The organism is Microbacterium sp. Bi128 (assembly GCF_918698205.1).
This window is the reverse complement of the sequence record NZ_CAKKMM010001055.1, coordinates 1-1,803: the sequence shown is the minus strand read 5'-3', so window position 1 is coordinate 1,803 and position 1,803 is coordinate 1. Positions and strand designations below refer to the sequence as shown.

2 protein-coding genes are annotated in these 1,803 nt (G+C 61.7%); both read left to right on the top strand.

Annotated features, from left to right (window positions below):
* Positions 1-14: 14 nt before the first annotated feature.
* Positions 15-1,316, top strand: coding sequence for a dicarboxylate/amino acid:cation symporter (locus LQV45_RS29690; RefSeq protein WP_230010714.1), 1,302 nt, complete (start codon positions 15-17; stop codon positions 1,314-1,316).
* 69 nt (positions 1,317-1,385) lie between these two features.
* Positions 1,386-1,679: a winged helix-turn-helix domain-containing protein gene (locus tag LQV45_RS35940; RefSeq protein ID WP_374208328.1), complete on the top strand. Its 294-nt coding sequence runs from the start codon at positions 1,386-1,388 to the stop codon at positions 1,677-1,679.
* Positions 1,680-1,803 lie beyond the last annotated feature (124 nt).

Genomic DNA, 1,803 nt, shown 5'->3' with positions numbered 1-1,803 from the left:
CCCAAGGACTGACTATGAAAAACAAATCAACGATGTGGATCCTGGCAGCGCTCCTGTTCGGAATCCTCAGCGGTCTGCTCTTCCACTGGCTGCTGCCGGTGGACACACGCGAATCCGTCGTGGCGGTCCTCGACACCGTGACGCACATGTTCCTGAACCTCATCAAAATGATCATTGCCCCGCTGATCTTCGCCACCCTCGTCTCCGGCATCGCAGGAGCAGCCAAATCCGCCGGGGTGGGCAAGCTCTTTGGCCGCTCAATGATCTGGTTCCTGACCGCCTCCGTCCTGGTGGGCGCGTTCGGCTTCATCACGGCCCATGTACTCAACGTCGGTGACGGGCTCCACCTGATGCCGGGAGGCGACGCGGGGATGGAAACGAAGCCCCTCGATTACCAGGCGTTCATCACCCACATCATCCCCACGAGCGTCTTCGCCGCACTGACCGAAAACAACCCCCTTCAGATCCTCGTATTCGGCGCCCTCTTCGGCATCGCCCTGCTGAACCTCCGGAAGAAGGGCCGCTCCTCCATAGCCGATGCCATCGACGAACTGATGGGCGTCATGCTGAAGGTCACCGGGTATGTGATGCTGGCGGCACCCGTCGGCGTTTTCGCCGGCATCGCAGCGGCCTTCACCTCCCAAGGTCTCGATGCGTTTGCCACCTACGCGTCGTTCATCGGCGGGTTCTATGTGTCTCTCTCGGCCCTGTGGGTCATCATGGTCGGCGTCGCCGTCGCCTTCCTCGGACGGGCCGCCTTCCGACTGGTACGGATAGTGCGCGAACCCATGGTCATCGCGTTCGCCACCTCCAGCAGTGAAGCCGCCCTGCCCAAGCTCATTGAAGGCCTGACCAAGTTCGGCATCGAGAAGCGCACCACCGGTTTCGTGCTGCCCCTGGGTTACTCGTTCAACGTGGACGGTTCCATGATGTACATGACCTTCGCGTCGCTCTTCCTGATCAACGCCTACGGCATCGACATGGACCTTGGCCAGCAGATCGCGATGACCGCAATGCTCCTGCTCAGCAGCAAGGGCATGGCCGGCGTTCCACGCGGGTCACTCGTCGTCGTAGCCGCCGTGGTCCCTGCCTTCGGCATCCCGGCCGCCGGAATTGGTGTCCTGCTGGTGATCGACCAACTCCTGGACATGGGACGCACCGCCACCAACATCTTGGGAAATGCCATCGCCACCGCGGTCATCGGCCGGAACCACGACAAGTCCACGTCCCTCCTCGAAGCGTCACGCCCGGAAGCCTCCCAGGATGCGCAGGTCACTGAAGATAGCAGGGAGTTTGAGCGTGTTCCGATGCACTGACCGGATCCCGCTCGGCCAAATTTTCAAACCTGCGAACCTACCCTCACACCGGATGAAAGGCCATGGCCAATGACCGCTGACTTTGACCTCCAGAGCCCGATGGACGTGCACCGCATTCAGCGGACGAAAAGAGCGAGAAACACTCCGATCAGATCAAAAATCATCGACTACCTGGCAAGCCATGGGGCAAGCAAAGTAGCTGACATCAGCGACGGCATCGCGTCCTCGCGCGGCGCAGTCAGATATCATCTGGCAGCGCTGGAGAGCGCTTCGATCGTCCGTTCCAACATTTCCCCCGGTGCCAGGAGTCGTTTCACGCCCTTCTACGGTCTCGCCCCTGGAAAGACGGAGCCCGCCTCCTAGCCGGACAGCGCTGACTGCAACTCTTGCGGACGACGGCGGGACCTCCCGCCGTCGTCCGCCGTGTCCTTACGGCCGGAATCTCATGTCCTCGCCCCCAACCAACCTCGCAGTTTGGGCGGGCGCC